Here is a 19896-nt window from a genome sequence, read left to right on the forward strand (position 1 = left end):
CACTACATCGCACGCTGCCTACTCGAAGCAGGCGGCTTCAGACCCCAACTACACCCTCAAATCGGATGAGCCCAGTAACCCCACGGGCAGAGACAGCAGCAGGAACGCCACCAGGCCCAGCGAGTTGAGCAACCCCACCGCTGCCGTGCTCGCACCCAGCACGCTCACCGCGACGATAGGCAGCAACGTGCGGCTGATGCTGTCACCGACGCTCTCCAGCAGTGCCGAGGCGGAGAACCACCCGCCCCCATCATGTAAGGCCATACCTGACACTCTATGTCAGGAACAGCCTGACGGTGCATACTGTTCGCATGGCATCCGATGTCTTCTGCAGCTACTGCCTGCGGTCACGCTCCGAGACAGGTCCGCTGATGGCCAGCCCTCTGGCGACGATCTGCCGGGCCTGCGCGGAGAACGCCATCTCCATGTTCGCCTCGCAGCCAGCAGATGAGTCCGACCTGTCGGGCCCGGTTGTGCCGTGGCGGAATCTCCGCGACGACGAACTGCTGGCCCGACTTCCCGAAGTCGCCGCCGCCGGGCTTCAGGTCGAGGCGCACCTCAAGACCTGGGTCGACGCGGCCCGAGACAGGGGTCTCAGCTGGGCCCGGATCGGCGAGGCTCTGGGCATGACTCGGCAGTCCGCCTGGGAGCGATTCACCTCAAGCTAGGCCGCTTTTGCCGACCCCCAAATTCAGGCCGTCTTCTCTTGCTTCAGCCGGTCCAGGATCCACGAGCGAACAAGAGTGGATGCCGGCAGATGCTTCGCATCGGCCACCTCCTGGACTCGAGCCTGTTCCTCCTCGCTGAGCCGAATTGAATAGACCTTGCTCCGATTGGGCCGAGAGGGTCGGGCTTCCGCTGGAAACTCTCTTTCCCGCATCCGTTCGGACTCTTCCCGCAGTCGCGCTGCGAGGGTCGGATCAATCGACTTCGCCATGATTGGCCCCTTCCCTATAGAAACGTAGATCTGCTCCAGTAGCCGGCCAGGAATTGATGCCATGGAGGTCTCCATCGCCGTCTCGGAATGCGATCACAACTAACACCCGTCTCGCACTCGGTGAGAAGCCGATGAACCGCGAGGCACCCATCCGAGACTTCGGATCAGGTTCGAACACCGCCAGATCGACATCGTCCATCACCTCCTGGGTCCAGACCGGCTCAATCGCCATTCCGCCCGGATAACGCTCACCACGCGCCCGGATGTAGGCAACAGACTCTCTATCCCAGTTGAGCTCTTCACCCACGGGCCCACCATACCTCAACGTCAGACAATGTACTACATTCCCGTTTCTCAACGGATGAGGGTCTTGAGACCCCCGGCGCTGGAGAGCACCAACTCGTCGAGTTCGTCTAGATCAACCATGACCCGACGCCCCAGGCGGTAGCGAATCAGCGCACCCTCGCTGAACTTCCGGGTGATCGTCTTGGGATGGACGCTCATGTACTCAGCCGCCTCCTTGAGCGACGCCCATCGACGTGGCACGGCAGGATTGACTCGTTTGACGGTGGTCTTCCTCATCATTGATCTCCTCTCGAGGCTTCCGCCCTCCCCCTCATCAACCCCACCTGGACGCCGCCACAGCGGAACCAGACGCAACCCGAAGCCCAATGCGCTACCTCACGGTGACAGACAACCCCTTGAGTGCCTCGTCCTGCTTCGGGCCAACACTCTCCACCCGTCGTGGGAACACCCGGCTGTAGACCTCAAGTGCCATGCGCGAGTCGCTCCACCCCAGCAGGAGCATCACCTCCGCAATCGTGTAGCCCTCACTGAAGAGCCAGGCAGCGTACGACGCACGCAGGTCGTGCAAGGTGATGTGGTCCTCTTTCGGCACCGGCAGCCCTCGACGCCACAGCCGCCGTCTCTCCGTCTCAGGAGTCCGCAGCCCCATGTTGGCCAGGGCCCGGTTGTGGCGACGATCCGCTTCCGCCGGGCCCATCGGCTTCCCGTCACTGACCGTGAACACGAGATCCTCAGGCTTCCCCGGATGGAGGCGAAGGTACTCGCGCAGGATGCCCACCAACGTGCCCGACATCGGCAGGGCACGCATGCCGGCAGACGTCTTGGGCTCCTTGATCCCCACCCTGTACTCGTCGCCGTCCTTGCCGTACTCCACCGCCTGGCGCACGAGAATCTGCTTGCCCTCCAGGTCGATGTCCATCCGACGAAGGCCGCGCACCTCGCCCGATCTGAGACCACCCAACGCCACCGCCGCGAGCATCGCCACGTGCTGCGGCTCAGCCGCCTCCAGATAGCGCCGCACATCCTCGAGGTCGAACACGTGCCGCTCCCCCATCGACTTGGTCTGCCGGGGAATGCTCACCCCAGTGGCTGGGTTCTTGTCGATCCACCCCCAGTGGACCGCCTTCGTCAGTAGCTCGTGGAACAGCGCCAATGAGGACCGATCCCGACGGCGCTCCTGACCGAGCGGCCCCTGCCGCCACTGCCACACGTCGTCGTGGGTGATGGTCTTCACATCACGCTCGGCTCCCCAATGCGGCTCGATCCGCAACCGCCAGTCCTGCTCGTAGCCCGTCAACGTGGACAGAGCCAACGGCTTGGTCCGCTGAGCCAGGAAGCGGTCGTAAAGATCCTGCAGGGTGCGCAGCTGAGGCCTCTGGGCGACTGCCTCTTCGGGGGACAGCCACTCACCCCGTTCGATGGCACGCTGCTGGAGCCTGAGCCAGTGCTCAGCGTCCCCCTTGTGCGTAAACGTCGCGGGTGCCTTCACCCGCTCCCCAGGCCTGTCTGGATGAGGGAACGACGCCTGGTACTTCTTGCTCGGCAGCTTCCTCAGCCACCCGAATTCTCGCTTCATGAACTACAGAACCCCAACAGCGCGGGCCTATGGCGTGCTGTGAACGTGCTGTTTGTCGGCCTATTTTTGTCCCTCTGAGGGCACTCGAGTCCAAGGTGAAATAAGTAAAACCCCTAGTCAAGTGCGATTAACTAGGGGTTTCGGTTGTGGAGCATAGGGGACTCGAACCCCTAACTTCCACCTTGCAAAGGTGGCACTCTACCAATTGAGTTAATGCCCCGAAGTGCGTGGCAAGTATAGGGCACGGCCGCGGCACGTCCCAACTGCACGCTCACGCACGGAAAGGGGCCGGGCCGCCACGACCATCCGCGACGACCCGACCCCTCCCAAGACTGAGATGCGTCAGACGATGTCCTCGGCCTTCATCCGCTCAGCCGAAGCGGCCTCGTCGGTGACCTGCTCCTCTGCCGCGAGTTCAGCCGCGATCCGCGCGCGGTAGTTCGCCTTCTCAGCCTCGGTCTTGTCGGCGTCCCAGCCCAGGGCTGCGGCCGCGATCTCCGCCACCTCGTCGACGGCGGCGCCGCCGCGGTCGCGAGCCTCGGAGTTGAGCCGCACCCGGGCGATGAAGATGTCCTCGAGGTGCATCGCGCCCTCGACGGTGCACGCGCGGTGCACCTCGGCCCTCAGGAACTGCGGGGCGGCCGCAAGGGGCTCACCGAGGCTGGGGTCGTCGTCGATGGTGGCCAGCAGGTCCGGCAGCTCGGAGCCGTAGCGGGACAGGAGGTGCTTCATGCGCTCCATGTCGAACCCGTACTTCGCGCCGAGGCGACCGGCCTGGTTGCGCACGGCCTCGAGGCCGTCGGCACCCAGGAGCGGCAGGTCGAACGTCACGGAGCGGCGGCTCTTGGCGTCGGACTCCCCCAGGGCGAAGTCGACGGCGTCCTCGGCCATGACCCGGTAGGTCGTGAGCTTGCCACCGGCGATGGCGACCATGCCCGGGATCACCTCCGTCACGGTGTGCTCGCGCGACACCTTGGTCGACTTCGACTCGTCCAGGACCTTCGGCTGCAGCAGCGGGCGAAGGCCGGCGTAGGTGCCGATGATGTCGTCGCGGGTGAGCGGCCGCTCCAGCACCTCGTTGGCGTGGGCCAGCACGTAGTCGATGTCGGCCGACGTCGGCACCGGGTGCCTGAGCTGCTCGTGCCACGCGGTGTCGGTGGTGCCGATGACCCAGTAGTGCTGCCACGGGATGATGAACAGCACCGACTTCTCGGTCCGGAGGAACATGCCGGACTGGGCCCTGATCCGCTCGCGCGGGATGACGATGTGGATGCCCTTCGACGCCAGCACCTTCAGGCCGCCGGTGCCACCGGCCATGTCCTGCGTCTCCTCGGTCCACACGCCGGTGGCATTGATGATCCGCTTCGCCTTGATCGTCAGCTGCTCGCCCGTCTCCAGGTCCACGGCCTCGACTCCCGCGGCGTGCCCGCGGTCGTCCTTGAGGATGTCGGTGACCCGCACGCGGCTGGCGGCCTCCGCCCCGTACTTGGTTGCGGTGCGGATGAGCGTGATGACCAGGCGCGCGTCGTCGACGCGGGCGTCGTAGAACTCGATGGCCCCGCTGAGCGCCGAGGGCTTGATGTCGGGGAAGTGGCGCATGGCGCCCTTCTTCGACAGGTGCTTCTGCACCGGCACGGTCTTCTTGAACCCCGCACCGACCACGGCCAGCGCGTCGTACAGGCCAACGCCGACGGCGGAGTAGGCCCGCTCGATCACCGGCGACTTCAGCGGCCACAGGAACGGCTGCGCCTCCACCAGGTGCGGGGCGATCAGCGTCAGCAGCCGACCCCGCTCCTTCAGCGCCTCGGCCACCAACTTGAAGTCGAGGTTGTAGAGGTAGCGCAGGCCGCCGTGCACCAGCCGTGAGGACCGCGACGACGTGCCCGAGGCCCAGTCCTGGCCCTCCACCACGGCGGTGCGCAGGCCCCGCGCGGCTGCGTCCAGCGCGATGCCCGCCCCCGTCACACCCCCGCCGATCACCAGGACGTCGAAGTTCTCGGACTGCATTGCCGCCAGTGACGCGGCTCGCTGCTGGGGGGTCAACACGGTCATGGGATGCTCCTTTGCTCCTGCGCAGCTTCACCCGCCTGCACGATGTTTGCAACATCGGTGCACGTTCGTGCACGCGGCCCTCTAGGATGAGGGATGAGTTGCACCGAAAGGGTGGCTCAACCCGGCTTGGTAAGGGGGAACGCATGGGTGACACGACAACGGAGACGCTGCTGAAGGTGGCGCAGATGTACTACGTCCAATCCGAGACGATGGACGCCATCGCGCACCTGATGGGCGTGTCGCGCTCCACCGTCTCCCGCCTCCTCAAGGAGGCCAGGGAACGCGGCCTGGTCCGCATCACCATCGCAGATCCCAACCGCCCGCTGAGCCGCATCGCGGAACTCTTCCGCAAGCACTTCAACGTCGATGCGCACCTCGTCCAGGTGCGGCCGGGCGCCAGCAACATCTTCCGCCTCGACCAGGTGGCCAGGCTGGCCGCCAGCGTCGTCAGCGACGCAGTCACCAGCGGCGACATCATCGGCGTCGCGTGGGGCACCACCACGTCCGCCATCGCCGCCCACCTCAAGCCGCGCGACGTGAGCGGCGTCACCGTCATCGGGCTCAACGGCGGCGCCAACTCGCAGACCACCGGCCTGCCCTACGTCGGCAACATCCTCCACCGCTTCGCCAGCGCCTTCCGGGGCCAGGAACAGCTCATGGCCCTCCCGGCATTCTTCGACGACCCGGCCACCCGCGAAGCCATGTGGCGCGAACGCTCCACGCGCCACATCCTCTCCGTCCGGGCCGAGTGCAACGTCGCGCTCTTCGGGGTGGGTGGGCTGGACGCCGAGCTCCAGAGCCACGTCTACCACTCCAACTACCTGAGCAAGGAAGACCTCGACTCACTGCAACGCGACGGCGTGGTGGGCGACGTCTGCACCGTCATGCTGCGCGAGGACGGGTCCTACCGCGACCTCGAGATCAACCGCCGGGCCACGGGCATGAGCCCCGTCGAACTGCAACGCATCCCCCGTCGGATCTGCGTGGTGAGCGGCCTGGCCAAGGCGGCACCGGTGTTGGGGGCGCTGCGCGCCGGCGTCGCGACCGACATCGTCATCGACGAGGACACCGCACGGGCCGCCCTGCTCAGGATGAACCCCTCGCTCAGGCTGACATAGCACTGACATGCGCGCTTCCCGCTCACTGAACTTTCTTCACTTTGGTCCGTGAGCGTTACCCTGTGCATCATGTCCGATTTCATCCTCACCGACGTGACCGATGGCATCGCCCGCATCACCCTGAACCGTCCGAAGGCGATCAACGCCCTGACGCACGACATGATGACGGCGATGTACGACGCCCTCACCCAGTGGCGCCACGACGAGAACGTCACCGCCGTCGAGATCGCCGGGGCCGGCGACCGCGGCTTCTGCGCGGGCGCCGACGTGCGCGCGCTGGCCACCGTCGTGGCCGACGACGGGCCGTACCTGGCCTTCCTCGAGACCGAGTACGCCCTCGACATGCTCATCGCCAACTACCCCAAGCCGGTGACCAGCTTCATGCGCGGCATCACCATGGGCGGCGGCCTCGGCCTCGGCGGCCACGCGGACCGTCGCATCGTCTACGCGGACACGGTGATGGCCATGCCCGAGACCAAGATCGGCTTCTTCCCCGACGTCGGCATCATGATGCAGCTCGCCCGCGCCGGCGCCGTCGGCCGCCACATCGCACTGACGTCGGCCACCTTCACCGGCGGAGATGCCCTGCTGCTGAACTTGGCAGACGAATCCGCGGACGGCCCGCTGCCCGCGCCCCTGTTCGACGCCACGTGGATCCAGGAGTGCTACGAGTCCGACGACCCGGTGGAGATCGCGCGCGCGCTCGAGGCGCACCCGGACGAGGCCGCCCAGCAGGCCGGGCGTGAGCTGCGGGCCCGCTCCCCCTTCGCCGTGCACGTCGCGCTGAGAGCCCTCAACCGCGCAGGGCGCCTCGGCCTGTCTGAGGTCCTGGACCAGGACCTCCGCCTGGCCGACTCGGTGCTCCCCGTCGACTTCATCGAGGGCGTCCGCGCGCTGCTCGTCGACAAGGACAACAACCCCCAGTGGCGCTGGAAGACCCTCGAGGAGGTCCCACAGGAGGCCGTCGATGCGGTCTTCGCGTACCGCTCGAGCTGGCACGCCTGACCCCAGCGAACATGGAACCGGCCCGTCGCGCGTCGACGGGCCGGTTCCTTCGTCTCACCGGGGCTCAGGCGTGGGGGCGGCGGATCGCCATGGCCACGTTGACCGCCACGATGCCCACCCAGACCAGCAGCATGCCGAGGAATCCGGACATGCCCCCGGCGATGGCGGTGAGCGGGATCGCCATCACGAGGGAGACGATGCCGACGGCGAGCCGGCCGCCCTGCCCCGCCCGCGCCGCGTCGGCCTCAGCCTTGCTGGCCACCATCTCGGCCTGGAAGCGCCGCTCCACCGTCGCCTCGATCTTGCGCGCCAGCGAGTCCACCAACGCGGGCTCGATCTCGGCCCCCATCTCCTGGCGCACCCCGAGTGCGGCCTGCAGGTCTTCGCGCGACAGTTCTTCAGACATGCCTCGACACTATCGCTCCGCCCGGCGGGTGGACATGGGGCGCAACCCTGAACCAGCCCGGACCACGGCGGCCGCCCAGCGGATGAGCCGACGCGGCGATCTTGCGCGTAGCGCCTAGGATGGGCCGAGTCCCACCACCACCAGGAAGTGTGCATGTCCGAGATCCACGACGTCATCATCATCGGTTCCGGCCCCGCGGGCTACACCGCGGCCATCTACGCTGCCCGCGCCAACCTCAGGCCGGTCATCTTCGAGGGTGCACTCGACTCCGGCGGCGCGTTGATGAACACCACCGAGGTGGAGAACTACCCGGGCTTCTCGGAGGGCATCGACGGCCCCGACCTGATGATCGAGATGCGCAAGCAGGCCGAACGCTTCGGCGCGCAACTGATCACCGACGACGTGACCGCCGTCGACCTGACCGGCGAGATCAAGATCGTCAAGGACTCCGACGACACCGAGTACCGCGCGAAGGCCGTCATCCTGGCCATGGGATCGGGCTACCGTCGCCTGGGCCTGCCCAGCGAGGACCGCCTCTCCGGCCGCGGCGTGTCCTGGTGCGCCACGTGCGACGGCGCCTTCTTCCGCGACAAGCCGATCGCTGTCATCGGCGGCGGCGACTCCGCCATGGAGGAGGCCACGTTCCTCTCACGCTTCGGCTCCAGCGTCGTGGTGGTGCACCGTCGCGACGAGCTGCGTGCCTCCAAGATCATGGCCGACCGCGCGCTGCGCGACCCCAAGATCTCCTTCGCGTGGAACAGCACCGTCAAGTCCATCAACGGCGACACCTCCGTGCAGTCGATCACCCTGACCGACACCGTCACCGGGCAGGACCGCGACGTCGAGGTCAACGGCGTCTTCATCGCCATCGGCCACGACCCCCGCTCGCAGCTGGTGGCCGGCCAGGTGCACCTCGACGCCGAGGGCTACGTGCTCGTCGACGGCCGCGGCACGGCCACCAACCTGCCCGGCGTCTTCGCCTGTGGCGACCTGGTGGACCACACCTACCGTCAGGCCATCACCGCGGCCGGATCCGGCTGCTCCGCGGCGCTCGACGCCGAGCGTTACCTCCAGGCGCTCGAGGACGCCGTCGCCGCCTGAGCGGATCGCCGACGGCTTCACGGGGAATCCGGCAGAAACCCCGTAGGCTCCCCTTGCGGGGCGGCCTGTAAAATGAGAGGGTTTCCCACCGCCCGCAGGGCCCGTGGGCCCATCCAACGTTGAGGAGATATCCCGTGGCAGTGACCGACGTGACGGAGAAGACGTTCGCCGACGAGGTGCTGATGGCCGACGGCCTGGTCATCGTCGACTACTGGGCGGACTGGTGCGCGCCCTGCAAGCAGATGTCGCCCATCCTGGACGAGTTGGCCGCCCAGTACGGCGACGTGAAGTTCGTGAAGGTCGACACCAACACCAACCCCAACCTCGCCGCACAGCAGGGCGTCCTGTCCCTGCCCACGCTGCAGTTCTTCCAGAAGGGCCGCGTCGTCAACTCCCTGTCGGGGGCCAAGACGAAGAAGGCGCTCACGAAGGCCATCGACGAGCTCCTCTGATGCTTGGCCCGGGCGGCGAACCAGAGCCCACCGAAGGATGGAAGGCCGTCACGCCTGACCCGTCGGTGGGATCGGCGCCGCCCATGCCCGGCTGGGTCAAGCCTGCGCTGGCCGGCGGCGTGGGGGTCCTGCTCCTGGCCGGTGGGCTCATCGGCGCGGTGCTGGGCTCAGGTGCCGGTCCCGACGACGAGGGCCCGGCCGCTCCTGAGACGTCCACCCCGGCCTTCCCGCTGGATGCGCCACTGGTGGTCGACGACCTGGTCCGCGGGCAGGTGAGCGAGAGCAGCGGCCCCTCGGCGGGGCAGCGGATCGTCCAGGCCGACTACACCGACGGCGAGGACACCGTCGTGTTCATCCTGTCGTGGCCAGAGCCCGATGTGGCGGAGTTCGTGCTGAACGCCGGCATCGAGGCCGCGGCCGAAACCGAAGCCCGCAGCGGTAGGTTCTGCGGGATCTCCGAGGACACCGGCGAATCGGCGTGTGGTGAGGTGATCGACGAGGTGGGCGTCCTGCTCGTGTCGGTCTCCGAGCAGAGCGAAACCGCCATTGGTGAGACCCTGGACCGTTTCAAGGAGGAGATCGGGCAGTGACCGAACCCACCCGACATGACACCCGGCTCGACCGGTTCGTCGACAACTACTCCGAGCGCACCAACGGCATGCGCGTCTCGGCCGTGCGCGCACTGTTCGCCGTGGCGAACCGGCCGGAGATCGTCTCGCTCGCCGGCGGGATGCCCAACATCGCCGACCTCCCCCTGCCCGACATCGCAGAGTCCATGGCGGAGATGGTGCGCACGCGTGGAACGCAGATCATGCAGTACGGATCCGGCCAGGGCGAGCCGGAGTTCAGGGAACAGATCCTCGACGTGATGGCGCTCGAGGGCATCACGGCACATCCCGACGACGTGGTGGTCACCGCCGGTTCCCAGCAGGGCCTCGACCTGGTGACCCGCATCTTCTGCAACCCGGGCGACGTGGTGCTCGCCGAGTCGCCGTCGTACGTCGGTGCCCTGGGCACCTTCCTCAGCTACCAGGCCGAGGTGGTGCACGTGCCGTGCGACGACGACGGGCTCAACCCGACGGCGCTGCGCGAGACCATCGCCCGCGTGCAGGCCGAGGGCAAGCGGATCAAGTTCCTGTACACGATCCCGAACTTCAACAACCCCTCGGGCGTGACCCAGCCCCTGCACCGCCGTCGCGAGGTGCTCGAGGTGTGCCGCGCCGGTGGGGTGCTGGTGGTGGAGGACAACCCGTACGGCCTCCTCGCCCTCGATGCGGACCCGGTGCCGGCCATGCGTTCCCTCGATGACGAGGTGATCTACCTCGGCTCGTTCTCCAAGACGTTCGCACCCGGCTTCCGGGTGGGCTGGGTGCTGGCCCCCCATGCGGTGCGCGAGAAGCTGACGCTGGCGCAGGAATCGGCCACGCTGTGCCCGCCCGTGTTCAGCCAGTTCGCCATCGGCAACTACCTGCGCAACCACGACTGGAAGGGCCAGGTCGACGTCTTCCGCGACATGTACCGCGACCGGCGCGACGCGATGCTCAGCACGCTGCACGAGACCATGCCCGCAGGCACCTCATGGACGCAACCGGCCGGCGGGTTCTTCGTCTGGGTGACCCTGCCGGAGGGCCTCGACGCGCAGGCCATGCTGCCCCGCGGCGTCAACGCCCGGGTGGCGTTCGTGCCGGGCTCCGCGTTCTACGCCGACGGCCAGGGTGCGCGCAACGTGCGGCTCTCGTTCTGCTTCCCGCCCGCCGAGCGCATCCAGTTGGGCGTCAAGCGATTCGCCGACGTCGTGCGCCGCGAGCTCGAGGTGATGGCCACCTTCGGCGTGCACACCTCCCCCATCGAACCACGCATGCCCGCCGGGCCCGCGCCAGATCTGAGCTGACAAGGAGTTATGTCGTGACCGTCATCGTGATTGCAGGGGGCCTCAGCCATGAGCGGGACGTGTCGCTGCGTTCGGGGCGACGCGTGGCGCAGGCCTTGCGCGACGTCGGGCGCACCGTCGTCGAGACCGACGTCAACGCCGACCTCGTGGCCCTCATCCGGCGCACCGAGGACGCCGTCGTGGTGCCGATGCTGCACGGCGGCCTCGGTGAGGACGGGGCGCTGCGCGAGGTGCTGTCGGTGCTGGGCGTGCCGTTCGTCGGGCCGACCGGCGCGGCGTCGCGGTTGACGTTCGACAAGTCCGTGGCCACGCCGGTGGTGGCGGCGGCCGGCCTGGCCGCACCCCGGCAGATCGCACTCCCGCACGACATCTTCCGCGAGCTCGGCGCGCAGGCGCTCATGGAGTCCATCGGCCAGCAGTTGGGCTACCCCCTCATGGTGAAGCCCTCGCGGTCGGGTTCGGCGCTGGGCGTGACCAAGGTCGACGACGCCGCCGCCCTCCCGTCGGCCCTCGTCGCCGCCTACGCCTACGGCCCGGTTGCGGTGATCGAGCAGTACCTCACTGGCACGGAGGTGGCCGTGACCGTCCTGGACGAGGGCGAGGGCCCCGTCGCGCTTCCCCCGGTGGAGATCCGGCCGGAGTCCGGCGTCTACGACTACGAGTCCCGCTACACGGCAGGTGCCACGCGTTTCGTGACGCCTGCTGCACTGCCCGACGGCGTGCTCTCCGCCGCACAGGAGCTCGCCGTCGCCGTCCACCGGGCGCTGGGGCTCCGCCACATGTCCCGCGTCGACATGATGGTCACGGCAGAGGGCCCCGTGTTCTTCGAGGGCAACGTGGCGCCGGGCATGACCGAGACCTCGCTGGCGCCACTGGCGTTCGAGGCCGCCGGCCGCGAGCTGGGCGAAGTGTTCGCCTCGCTGGTGGACCGCGCGGGCCTGTCGTGAGCCTGCGCCTCCAGCAGGGGCTCGCGCTGGGCGCGGGCCTCGTCGTGGCGGCCGTGATGATGTGGCTCGGGGTCTGGCAGATGTCGTCCTACGAGGAGTCGACCCGGGACGTGTCCGCCGAGCGTGCCGCGGAGGCGCCCACGCCCCTGGCGGAGGCAGTTGCGGCCGACGGCGAGGTGCAGGACATCTACGGCAAGCGCGTGTCGTTCACCGGGCGCTACCTGCCGGAGTACGAGGCCACCGTCGGCACGTCGTCACCCTGGCGGGTGCTCACGCTGATGCAGTTGGACGACGGCCGCCACATCGCCGTCGTGCGGGGCGCCATCGACGCGGGCGCGGACGAGGCTGTCCCTGCACCGCCCACGGGACGACAGGACGTCGAGGGCGTCTTCCTGGCCCCTGACTTCCCGGAGGACGTGTCGGGCGATGGCCCCACTGCTGATCACACGTCGGTCCGCATCCAGGAACTGGCCCAGGAGTGGCCGTCGCCGCTGATCGCCGGCTACGTCACGCTCCCGGCCGCCGAGGCGGCTGCGCAGGGTTTGGGCGAGGCCCCGCTGGTGCTCCCGGCGGCCGAGGGGTCACCCACGCACCGCGGCTACGCGCTGCAGTGGTGGGTGTTCGCGGCGGGGGCGGTGGCGTTCGGGGTCTACACCGCGCGCCAGCTCGGGAGGGAGCAGCGGCGCTAGCCCTGACCCTCGTGCCGGCTACTCGCTGTGGGCGAGGGTCGCCTTGACGTTCCTGGTGGCGAAGTGCTCCGCCACGAAGCTCAGGAAGGGGACGGTGCCGGCAGCCATGATGGCCAGGAACCACTTGATGGACCACTTCACCCGACGGCCGAGGTCATAGGCGGTGATGAGCAGCACGGCGTAGAGCCACCCGTGTGGGATGCCCGTCCAGCGCACCACCCTGTCATCACCCCAGATGTACTTCAACGGCAGGCCCACGCACACGAGGATGACGAGCAGGATCCCGACCACCCACGCCATGACGCGGTAGCGGGTCAGCGCGGCCCTGACGCCCGCAACGTCGTCGGCGTCGAGCACGACGGCGTCGCCGACGGGTGCCTCCTCCATCGACTCGGCCGGGTCCTGACCATGGTGATTTATCGACATATCGTTATATCCTTATGCCGCGTTAGATGCGGCGTCCTTCCATGATGGCCATGATGCGCTCCAGGTCCTCTCCGGACGCGAACTCGATGGTGATCTTGCCCTTGTTGCGGCCGATGTTGACCTTGACCCGGGTATCGAAGTGGTCGCTGAGGTGGCCCGAGATCTCGCGCTCGCGCTCGCTGGGCAACTTGGGTCCACGTGGCGCCGACGTCCTTGCCGGAGCGCCGTTGCGTGCGAGGGCGACGATCTCCTCGGTCGACCGGACGGAGAGTCCCTCGGCAATGATGCGCTCCGCCAGACGCTCCTGCTGGTCGGCGTCCGCCAGGCCGAGCAGCGCCCGCGCGTGACCCGCCGAGATGGTCCCTGCGGCGACGCGGAGCTGTACGCGCTCAGGGAGGCCCAGGAGCCGGAGGGTGTTGGAGATCTGCGGCCTGCTCCGGTGGATCCGCTGGGAGAGTTCCTCCTGCGTGCACCCGAAGTCGTCGAGGAGCTGACCGTAGGCCCGAGCCTCCTCGATCGGGTTGAGGTTCGCGCGATGCAGGTTCTCGAGCAGGGCATCGCGCAGCAGCGCCTGATCCTCCGTCCCGCGGATGATCGCCGGGATGGTCGTGCGCTGGGCGAGCTTGCTCGCGCGGAGGCGCCGCTCCCCCATGATCAACTCGAAGGCGTCGCCGGCGCGTCGCACGACGACGGGCTGGAGCACGCCGAACTCTCGGATGGAGTCTGCCAGTTGCGTCAGGTCGTCCTCGTCGAAGACCGTGCGGGGCTGTTGTGGGTTGGGGGAGATCTTCGAGATCTGGATCTCCTCGTAGACGGACCCGTCCTTCAGGTGGGGCGCCGCCTCCCCGTCGGTGCGGGCGAACAGGTCGCCGAGGCCCCTCCCGAGGCCGGTGTTCTTGACTGCCATCAGGCATCCACCCTTTCCGCACGCTTGGCGATCTCTTCTGCAGCCTCCTGGTAGGCAACGGCGCCCACGTTCTTCGGCTGATAGGTCATCACGGTCTGGCCGAAGCTGGGGGCCTCCGCGATTTTCACGGAACGCGGGATCTCCACGTCCAGGGTTTCGTGTGGGAAGTGGCGCCGCACCTCGTCGGCGACGTCGCGCGAGAGGTTGGTGCGCGGGTCGTACATCGTCAACAGGATGGTGCTGAGGCGCAGGTCGTCGTTCAGGTTGCCCTTGACGCGGTTGATCGTGCGCATGAGGTGCGAGACGCCTTCGAGGGCGTAGTACTCGGTCTGGATCGGCACGAGGATCTCCGTGGCGGCAACCAGGGCGTTCAGGGTGAGGAGGCCCAGCGACGGGGGACAGTCGAAGAAGATGTAGTCGACGCCGGACTCCTGGATGTAGGTGCGGATGGCGTCCCGCATGCGCATCTCGCGGCCGCGCTCGTTCACGAGTTCCAACTCCGCCATCGCGAGGTCGATCGCCGCCGGGAGGACGTGCAGGTTCGGGGAGTGCGGCGAGGTCTGCGCGTGCTCGATGATGCCGATCTGCTCAGTGAGCACCTCGTACGTGCCCTTCGTGCCGGCCTGGTGGTCGACGCCGAGCGCCGTCGAGGCGTTGCCCTGCGGGTCGATGTCGATGACCAGGACGTTCAGGCCGCCCAGGGCCAGCGCCATGGCGATGTTCACCGTCGTGGTGGTCTTGCCGACCCCGCCCTTCTGATTGGCGACCACGAAGATTCGCGGCTCGGAGGGCCTCGGTAGCGACGCGGGCGGTGCCGCGTACTCGATCATCTCGTCCCCGTACTCCTCCTCAGCAGTGATCGTCTGAGTCGAGTTCAGCGCTCGGCGGGGTTGGGGAGATGTTTCACGTGAAACATTGCTGTGGTCCTTCCACAGTTCGTTCTCGTCCGTCACCTGCTTGCGCTTGCGGAAGAACAACGCCATTGAGAGGCCTCCTTGGGGATTCGTGAGAACTCTACCCAAGCGCCGTGACGAACACGATTCCAGCGCGCCGTTTCACGTGAAACACTCAGCGGCCATCGCGCAGGCAACCTTGGACCTCACCACGCCCAGCCCACCTGACGACCCCTCGTGCTCAGGAGGCGGCGACGACGCGGATCGCTCGGGTCCCCTCGACGCCCGGAGCCGCCTTGAGCTCCAGGATCTCGGCCTGCAGCCGTGAGGCCTTCAGCAGCTTGGAGGCCTTGCGGATCTCCTCCTCGGCGGAGGCACCCTTCAGTGCCACGAGCGCTCCATCGGGTGCAAACAGGGGAGAGGTCCACCGCAGCAGCTTCTCCAAGGGGGCGACGGCGCGGCACGTCACGATGTCGAACTGCTCGGTGACATCCTCGGCGCGACCGCGGATGACCTCAACCCTCTCTCCAAGGCCAAGTTCCTCGATGGCGAGATCCAGGAACTCACTGCGCCGCTGCAGTGACTCGATGAGCGTCACCCGTAGGTCTGGCCGGACGATGGCGAGGGGGATGCCCGGCAGCCCTGCACCGCTACCGATGTCGGCCACGTCCAAGCCGTGCGGGACCGCGTCCACCAGGGCCAAGGAGTTGGCGATGTGCCGCTGCCACAGCCTGTCGCCCTCGCGCGGGCCCATCAGGCCCCACGCCATGCCACGTGAAGCCACTATATCGACATATCGCTTTAACGCTTCATCGCTCGCGGGGAACGCCGCGAAGAGCCGCTCCGCCACAATCTGCTCCGCCTCGGACGGCTGATATTCCATGGGCTCCATCCTCCCACCGATGCCAGAGACCAGACGACGGCGGGCCCGGCGCGTTGCCGGACCCGCCGTCGTGCTGGCTGCTCAGGCCTTCTGGACCACGACCCGGCGGTTCGGGGCCTCGCCCTCGGACTCGCTCACCAGGCCGGCGGCTGCCACCTCGTCGTGGACGATCTTGCGCTCGTAGGCGTTCATCGGCGCCAGGCGGGCCGGCTCACCGGTCTCCTGCACCTCGGCGATGGCGTCCTTGGCCAGAGCGGTCAGCTCGGCCCGACGACGGGCGCGGTAGCCCGCCACGTCGACCATGAGGCGCGAGCGGTGACCGGTCTCGGTCATCACCACCAGGCGCGCCAACTCCTGCAGGGCATCGAGGACCTCGCCGTCCTTGCCAACCAGCTGATCGGAGTCCGTGTCGATGGCCACGAACGCGCGGCCTTCCTGGATCGAGTTCTCGATGTCGCCATCGAGGTCTGCGATGTCGAGGAGCTCCTCGAGGTAGTCAGCGACGAGGTCACCCTCAGCCAACAGGTCGGCGTCGTTGTCTGCCATCCGCGGTTCCTATCTGTGTTCGTGGAAAACTTGCTGGCCCTTCGACCCGCCGCGGACGGCCGGCTCAGGGATTGAGGACCCCGCCCCTCCCCAGCGGCTCCGGGCCGAGGGGTGGGCGGGGACCGGGCTACTTCTTCTTCCGGCTGGAGCGGGGCTGTTGGCGCGGCTGCTGCCGCTGCACGACGCGACGTCCGTCATCGGTGGTGCGCACGGTCTGGCGCGTCACCTGCTGCCGGGTGACCTTCGGAGTCTCCTCCGCGCCCTCGCCGTCGTCGGCGCCCTCGGCCGCGGGCTTGCCCACCACGCGCGAGGTGGACGCGGGATTGTTCTTGCGACGCTTCTCCGCCTTCTGGCGCACGACCTCTGCCGGGTCCAGGCCCTTGGCCTTCATGCGCTCTTCCCAGTCGATGTAGGCCGGCGTGTTCGGCGCGGGGTTGTTGTGGATGAGGATTGCCTGCTGCACCATCGTCCACAGGTTCGAGGTGAGCCAGTACACGAGCACGCCGATCGGGATGAAGGTGGCCGACATGGCGTAGACGATGGGGAAGAAGTACAGCATCATCTTCTGCATCTGCGCGGCCTGGCCGGTCTGCGACTCCGGGGGCATGTTCTTGCGCATCAGCTGGAGCTGCGTCACGAAGAAGACGGCCACCATGGCCACCACGAGCAGGATGCCGATGATCTGCGTGGCACCGAAGTTCTCGATGGGGAAGATGCGCTCCGCCAAGCCGGCCCCGAAGATGCTCGACTCCTGCAGTGACGTGACCAGGTCGGGGCGACTGGTGAACCAGTAGCCGCGGGGGGTGTCGTCGGCGACCCCCTGGAGCACGCGGAACAGCGCCAGGAAGATCGGCATCTGCAGCAGGAGCGGCAGGCACGACGCCATCGGGTTGACGCCCTCCTCCTTGTAGAGCTTCATCGTCTCCTGGCCGAGCCGCTCCCGGTCGTGGCCGTACTTCTTCTGCAGCTCCGCCGCCTTCGGCTGCAACAGCTGCATGTTCCGCGCGGAGTTGATCTGCTTGACGAACAGCGGGATCAGCAGGGTACGGATCACCACGGTCAGCGCCACGATGGCCAGCGTCCACGTGACGCCGGAGTTGGCGCCGAAGACGGGTGCCAGCAGCTGGTGGAACAACACCACGATGCCGGACACCACCCAGTAGATGGGCTGCATCATCGCCGACAACAGGCCATAGAAGCTGTCCCACAGGTTCAGTGAGACGAACAGTTCGAGCATCAAGCCACCTCAGCTACATGCGACGCCCCACCGGGCGCCGTGCTACGCGAATTCTCGTGTTCCCATGCGGCTGCCTGTGGCGTGCCGGGAACGTAGTCGACTCCGCCCTGCGACCAGGGGTGGCAGCGCAAGATCCGACGGATGGTCAGGTAGGAGCCCTTGAGGGCACCGTGGGTCTCCAACGCGGTCAGCCCGTAGGCCGAGCACGTCGGATGGAATTTGCAGACATCGCCGTACATGGGGGAGACGAACCGTCGCCAGCCCTTCACGAACCAGATCAGCGGGTACTTCAGCATGGGGCGGCCTTCCGGAACGCGCGACGCCAGGCGTCGGCGAGGTCAGCGCCCAGCCGCTCCTCGTCGACGGCGGCCCCGGGCAGCGCCCGGACCACGACGTCGGTGGGGAACGGGCTGGTCAGCCCCATGGCGAGGTGGCGCAGCCGTCGCTTCACGCGGTTGCGGGTGACGGCGTTGCCCACCTTCTTGGAGACAACAAAACCCACCCGGGTGCACTCGGGTGGATTCTGCTGGGGGTGCCTCACGTGCACCACTACTGTCGGCGTTGCCGCTCTCGAGCCGTGTCTGACGGTGATGCCAAAGTCGCCGGGCCTCTTGAGGCGCTGCGATTTCGGCAGCACAGGGTCAGGCCGAGAGCTCGACGCGACCCTTGCGGCGACGGGCGCTCAGGATGGCGCGGCCGGCGCGGGTACGCATGCGGGCGCGGAAGCCGTGGTTGCGGCTGCGACGACGGTTGCTCGGCTGGAACGTGCGCTTGCTCATGGGATTACTCCCTCAGGTTCGAAGGTTGACGCTGCCCGTGGCCCGGGCAGGGGGAAGTGGCCGCCGAGATGGCGACTGGTCAACGATACGTGGACAACCCCCGGTTAGCCAAACCGGGGCAGCCCGCCAAGGCAACCAAGCAAACTACATGATTGTAGTCCATCCGACACACCAGCAACACGCCGATTCTCCTTGCGAGATCCTTGTCGGGGCACTAGTTTCATATCTCTGCCTCCCGGTTATCCACAGGTGAGGCACCATTGGGTTCGGCTCGGGGTGACTTATACCCTCTTGTGGACAACCCTGTGGATGAAGGCTACGTGAGGCGGGCGGACCGCCGGGAAGTGGGTGAGGTGACTCAATCACCGACGCCGGACCTGGCGGTGCTGTGGGAGGACGTGATCACGTCCGCGGATTTCCCGACCCGCGCCTGGTTGCGTCGCACCCGGCCCGTCGACATGCACGGCTCGACCCTGATGCTCGCCGTCGGCGACGAACCCACCCGTGAGCGCCTCGAGACGAAGCTGCGCCCCCAGATCGAGGACCGGCTCAGCGAGTTGTTCGGCCAACCCACCCACCTCGCGGTGATGATCAGCCCTGAGCTGGTCCCCGACGAACCGGCGCCCGCACCGGCCGTGCCAGAGGAGCTCCCGCCGCAGCCGATGCTGCCGCGCTCGAAGCCCCAGGAGGTGCGCCTCAACCCGCGCTACACGTTCGAGTCCTTCGTCGCCGGCTCCTCCAACCGCTTCGCGCACGCCGCTGCGGCCGCCGTCGCGGAGACCCCCGGCAAGTCCTACAACCCGCTGATGATCTACGGCCCCTCCGGCCTGGGCAAGACGCACCTGCTCCACGCCATCGGGCACTACGTCACCAGCTACTACGAGAACCTCCGCGTGAAGTACGTCTCCACCGAGGAACTCACCAACGACTTCATCAACGCCATCTCGAACAACCGCACGGCGGAGTTCCGTTCGTCCTACCGCGACGTCGACGTCCTCCTGGTCGACGACATCCAGTTCCTGGAGTCGAAGATCCAGACGCAGGAGGAGTTCTTCCACACGTTCAACACGCTGCACAACGCGCAGAAGCAGATCGTGATGACGTCGGACCGGCCCCCGAAGCTGCTGGAGGCGTTGGAGCCGCGGCTGCGCTCGCGGTTCGAGTGGGGCCTCATGACCGACATCCAGCCGCCGGACCTCGAGACCCGCATCGCCATCCTCCGCAAGAAGGTGGTCCAGCAGCGGCTCACGGCCGGCACGCAGGTGCTGGAGCTGATCGCCTCGCGCATCCCCACCAACATCCGCGAGCTCGAGGGGGCACTGACCCGCGTCGCGGCCCTGGCCAGCCTCAACGCGCAGGAGATCACTGAGGAGCTCACGCAGCAGGTCCTCAACGACCTGATGCCGGAGGACGCGGCACCGGTCGACGCCCAGACGATCATGGCGGCCACCGCCGGCTACTACGGCATCACCCACGACGACCTCACGGGCGCCAGCCGGGTGGCGACCATCGCCTCGGCCCGTCAGGTGGCGATGTACCTGTGCCGCGAGATGACGGAGCTGTCGCTGCCGAAGATCGGCTCGAAGTTCGGCGGCCGCGACCATTCGACGGTGCTGCACGCCGTTCGAAAGATCAGCGAGAAGATCGGCGTCGACCGTGACCTGTACAACCAGGTCACCGAACTGACCAACCAGATCAAGCAGGCCTGATCCATACCTCTGGGGGTATACTGGGCGCCGAACCAG

Annotated in this window: 25 protein-coding genes, 1 tRNA gene and 1 pseudogene; 10 read left to right on the forward strand and 17 right to left on the reverse strand. The window is 67.5% G+C overall.

Annotated features, from left to right (window positions below; translation table 11 throughout):
* Nucleotides 1–48: 48 nt before the first annotated feature.
* Nucleotides 49–264: a hypothetical protein gene (locus ABEA30_RS14580; protein WP_345584131.1), complete on the reverse strand. Its 216-nt coding sequence runs from the start codon at nucleotides 262–264 to the stop codon at nucleotides 49–51.
* 47 nt (nucleotides 265–311) lie between these two features.
* Here ABEA30_RS14580 and ABEA30_RS14585 point away from each other — a divergent pair, with 47 nt between their 5' ends.
* The gene (locus ABEA30_RS14585; RefSeq protein ID WP_345584132.1) at nucleotides 312–668 is read left to right on the forward strand and encodes a hypothetical protein; all 357 of its coding nucleotides are present in this window, start codon (nucleotides 312–314) and stop codon (nucleotides 666–668) included.
* Between the two features lie 23 nt (nucleotides 669–691).
* On the opposite strand, the gene ABEA30_RS15970 is transcribed toward ABEA30_RS14585, so the two are convergent.
* From ABEA30_RS15970 to ABEA30_RS14610, 6 genes are all read right to left on the reverse strand, one after another.
* Nucleotides 692–1012 (reverse strand): DUF6290 family protein, encoded by a 321-nt coding sequence (locus ABEA30_RS15970; protein WP_425584641.1) that lies wholly within the window; start codon nucleotides 1010–1012, stop codon nucleotides 692–694.
* Complete coding sequence (locus ABEA30_RS14590) at nucleotides 921–1244, reverse strand: hypothetical protein (RefSeq protein WP_345584133.1); 324 nt, start codon at nucleotides 1242–1244, stop codon at nucleotides 921–923. Before ABEA30_RS14590 ends, ABEA30_RS15970 begins: the two co-directional genes overlap by 92 nt.
* A 47-nt stretch (nucleotides 1245–1291) precedes the next feature.
* Entirely contained in the window at nucleotides 1292–1519 is a 228-nt protein-coding gene (locus ABEA30_RS14595) for a helix-turn-helix domain-containing protein (RefSeq protein WP_345584134.1), read from the reverse strand.
* A 94-nt stretch (nucleotides 1520–1613) separates the two neighbouring features.
* Nucleotides 1614–2732 (reverse strand): site-specific integrase, encoded by a 1119-nt coding sequence (locus ABEA30_RS14600; RefSeq protein ID WP_345584136.1) that lies wholly within the window; start codon nucleotides 2730–2732, stop codon nucleotides 1614–1616.
* A 234-nt stretch (nucleotides 2733–2966) separates the two neighbouring features.
* Nucleotides 2967–3039: transfer RNA gene (locus tag ABEA30_RS14605), tRNA-Ala, on the reverse strand.
* Between the two features lie 122 nt (nucleotides 3040–3161).
* Nucleotides 3162–4871, reverse strand: coding sequence for a glycerol-3-phosphate dehydrogenase/oxidase (locus ABEA30_RS14610; protein WP_345584138.1), 1710 nt, complete (start codon nucleotides 4869–4871; stop codon nucleotides 3162–3164).
* Between the two features lie 143 nt (nucleotides 4872–5014).
* On the opposite strand from ABEA30_RS14610, the gene ABEA30_RS14615 reads away from it, so the two are divergent.
* Both ABEA30_RS14615 and ABEA30_RS14620 read left to right on the forward strand, forming a co-directional pair.
* Nucleotides 5015–5989: a sugar-binding transcriptional regulator gene (locus ABEA30_RS14615; RefSeq protein WP_345584140.1), complete on the forward strand. Its 975-nt coding sequence runs from the start codon at nucleotides 5015–5017 to the stop codon at nucleotides 5987–5989.
* 69 nt (nucleotides 5990–6058) lie between these two features.
* A complete protein-coding gene (locus ABEA30_RS14620; protein ID WP_345584142.1) occupies nucleotides 6059–6994 on the forward strand; it encodes an enoyl-CoA hydratase/isomerase family protein in 936 nt (311 codons plus the stop codon).
* A 64-nt stretch (nucleotides 6995–7058) separates the two neighbouring features.
* Here the strand turns inward: ABEA30_RS14620 and ABEA30_RS14625 are convergent, their stop codons facing one another.
* A complete protein-coding gene (locus ABEA30_RS14625; RefSeq protein WP_345584144.1) occupies nucleotides 7059–7400 on the reverse strand; it encodes a hypothetical protein in 342 nt (113 codons plus the stop codon).
* A gap of 153 nt (nucleotides 7401–7553) precedes the next feature.
* On the opposite strand from ABEA30_RS14625, the gene trxB reads away from it, so the two are divergent.
* From trxB to ABEA30_RS14655, 6 genes are all read left to right on the forward strand, one after another.
* Nucleotides 7554–8501: a thioredoxin-disulfide reductase gene (trxB, locus tag ABEA30_RS14630; protein WP_345584146.1), complete on the forward strand. Its 948-nt coding sequence runs from the start codon at nucleotides 7554–7556 to the stop codon at nucleotides 8499–8501.
* Between the two features lie 134 nt (nucleotides 8502–8635).
* Complete coding sequence (trxA, locus tag ABEA30_RS14635; RefSeq protein WP_345584148.1) at nucleotides 8636–8953, forward strand: thioredoxin; 318 nt, start codon at nucleotides 8636–8638, stop codon at nucleotides 8951–8953.
* Nucleotides 8953–9543: a hypothetical protein gene (locus ABEA30_RS14640; protein ID WP_345584150.1), complete on the forward strand. Its 591-nt coding sequence runs from the start codon at nucleotides 8953–8955 to the stop codon at nucleotides 9541–9543. Before trxA ends, ABEA30_RS14640 begins: the two co-directional genes overlap by 1 nt.
* Nucleotides 9540–10844 (forward strand): aminotransferase-like domain-containing protein, encoded by a 1305-nt coding sequence (locus ABEA30_RS14645; protein ID WP_345584152.1) that lies wholly within the window; start codon nucleotides 9540–9542, stop codon nucleotides 10842–10844. The genes ABEA30_RS14640 and ABEA30_RS14645 overlap by 4 nt, the downstream gene beginning before the upstream one ends.
* A 14-nt stretch (nucleotides 10845–10858) precedes the next feature.
* Nucleotides 10859–11791 carry a D-alanine--D-alanine ligase family protein gene (locus ABEA30_RS14650; RefSeq protein ID WP_345584154.1) on the forward strand — a complete coding sequence of 311 codons (933 nt, stop codon included), beginning with the start codon at nucleotides 10859–10861 and terminating at the stop codon, nucleotides 11789–11791.
* Nucleotides 11788–12480, forward strand: coding sequence for an SURF1 family protein (locus ABEA30_RS14655; RefSeq protein ID WP_345584156.1), 693 nt, complete (start codon nucleotides 11788–11790; stop codon nucleotides 12478–12480). Before ABEA30_RS14650 ends, ABEA30_RS14655 begins: the two co-directional genes overlap by 4 nt.
* 18 nt (nucleotides 12481–12498) lie before the next feature.
* Here the strand turns inward: ABEA30_RS14655 and ABEA30_RS14660 are convergent, their stop codons facing one another.
* The 9 genes and pseudogenes from ABEA30_RS14660 to rpmH all read right to left on the reverse strand — a co-directional run bounded on the left by ABEA30_RS14660 (nucleotide 12499) and on the right by rpmH (nucleotide 18151).
* The gene (locus tag ABEA30_RS14660; protein WP_345584158.1) at nucleotides 12499–12906 is read right to left on the reverse strand and encodes a DUF3817 domain-containing protein; all 408 of its coding nucleotides are present in this window, start codon (nucleotides 12904–12906) and stop codon (nucleotides 12499–12501) included.
* Nucleotides 12907–12928: 22 nt separating this feature from the next.
* Nucleotides 12929–13813: a ParB/RepB/Spo0J family partition protein gene (locus ABEA30_RS14665; protein ID WP_345584160.1), complete on the reverse strand. Its 885-nt coding sequence runs from the start codon at nucleotides 13811–13813 to the stop codon at nucleotides 12929–12931.
* On the reverse strand, nucleotides 13813–14796 hold the full coding sequence (locus ABEA30_RS14670; protein WP_345584162.1) for a ParA family protein: 984 nt from the start codon (nucleotides 14794–14796) through the stop codon (nucleotides 13813–13815). The genes ABEA30_RS14665 and ABEA30_RS14670 overlap by 1 nt, the downstream gene beginning before the upstream one ends.
* A 151-nt stretch (nucleotides 14797–14947) precedes the next feature.
* On the reverse strand, nucleotides 14948–15589 hold the full coding sequence (rsmG, locus tag ABEA30_RS14675) for a 16S rRNA (guanine(527)-N(7))-methyltransferase RsmG (protein WP_345584164.1): 642 nt from the start codon (nucleotides 15587–15589) through the stop codon (nucleotides 14948–14950).
* 81 nt (nucleotides 15590–15670) lie between these two features.
* Nucleotides 15671–16135: a Jag family protein gene (locus ABEA30_RS14680; RefSeq protein WP_345584166.1), complete on the reverse strand. Its 465-nt coding sequence runs from the start codon at nucleotides 16133–16135 to the stop codon at nucleotides 15671–15673.
* Nucleotides 16136–16262: 127 nt separating this feature from the next.
* The gene (gene yidC / locus ABEA30_RS14685; RefSeq protein ID WP_345584168.1) at nucleotides 16263–17372 is read right to left on the reverse strand and encodes a membrane protein insertase YidC; all 1110 of its coding nucleotides are present in this window, start codon (nucleotides 17370–17372) and stop codon (nucleotides 16263–16265) included.
* Between the two features lie 41 nt (nucleotides 17373–17413).
* Nucleotides 17414–17656, reverse strand: a pseudogene (yidD, locus tag ABEA30_RS14690) (membrane protein insertion efficiency factor YidD); the annotation flags it as partial.
* A gap of 5 nt (nucleotides 17657–17661) precedes the next feature.
* The gene (gene rnpA, locus ABEA30_RS14695) at nucleotides 17662–18009 is read right to left on the reverse strand and encodes a ribonuclease P protein component (RefSeq protein ID WP_345584170.1); all 348 of its coding nucleotides are present in this window, start codon (nucleotides 18007–18009) and stop codon (nucleotides 17662–17664) included.
* Nucleotides 18010–18013: 4 nt separating this feature from the next.
* Entirely contained in the window at nucleotides 18014–18151 is a 138-nt protein-coding gene (gene rpmH, locus ABEA30_RS14700; protein WP_345584172.1) for a 50S ribosomal protein L34, read from the reverse strand.
* A gap of 344 nt (nucleotides 18152–18495) precedes the next feature.
* On the opposite strand from rpmH, the gene dnaA reads away from it, so the two are divergent.
* Nucleotides 18496–19860 carry a chromosomal replication initiator protein DnaA gene (gene dnaA / locus ABEA30_RS14705; RefSeq protein WP_345584211.1) on the forward strand — a complete coding sequence of 455 codons (1365 nt, stop codon included), beginning with the start codon at nucleotides 18496–18498 and terminating at the stop codon, nucleotides 19858–19860.
* The last annotated feature ends 36 nt before the right edge of the window (nucleotides 19861–19896 follow it).

It is taken from the genome of Tessaracoccus lubricantis (assembly GCF_039544535.1).
In the GTDB taxonomy this organism is placed as follows: domain Bacteria; phylum Actinomycetota; class Actinomycetes; order Propionibacteriales; family Propionibacteriaceae; genus Arachnia; species Arachnia lubricantis.